Raw genomic sequence first — 234 nt, forward strand, 5'->3', positions numbered from 1 at the left:
GTCGGTTTAGGGTACGGGCCGCCATGAAACTCGCTAGAGGCTTTTCTCGACAGCATAGGATCATCCACTTCACCACAATCGGCTCGGCATCAGGTCTCACCCTTACATGTCATCCGGATTTGCCTAGATGACGGGCTACACCCTTACCCCGGGACAACCACCGCCCGGGCTGGACTACCTTCCTGCGTCACCCCATCGCTTACCTACTACAAGTCTGGGTCACCGGCTCCACCA

The 234-nt window shown here is 57.7% G+C and carries 1 rRNA gene; it reads right to left on the bottom strand.

The features are described from left to right. A 23S ribosomal RNA gene (locus tag ADK54_RS20100) occupies positions 1 to 234 on the bottom strand; the annotation flags it as partial.

The organism is Streptomyces sp. WM6378 (assembly GCF_001279695.1).
Classification (GTDB): domain Bacteria; phylum Actinomycetota; class Actinomycetes; order Streptomycetales; family Streptomycetaceae; genus Streptomyces.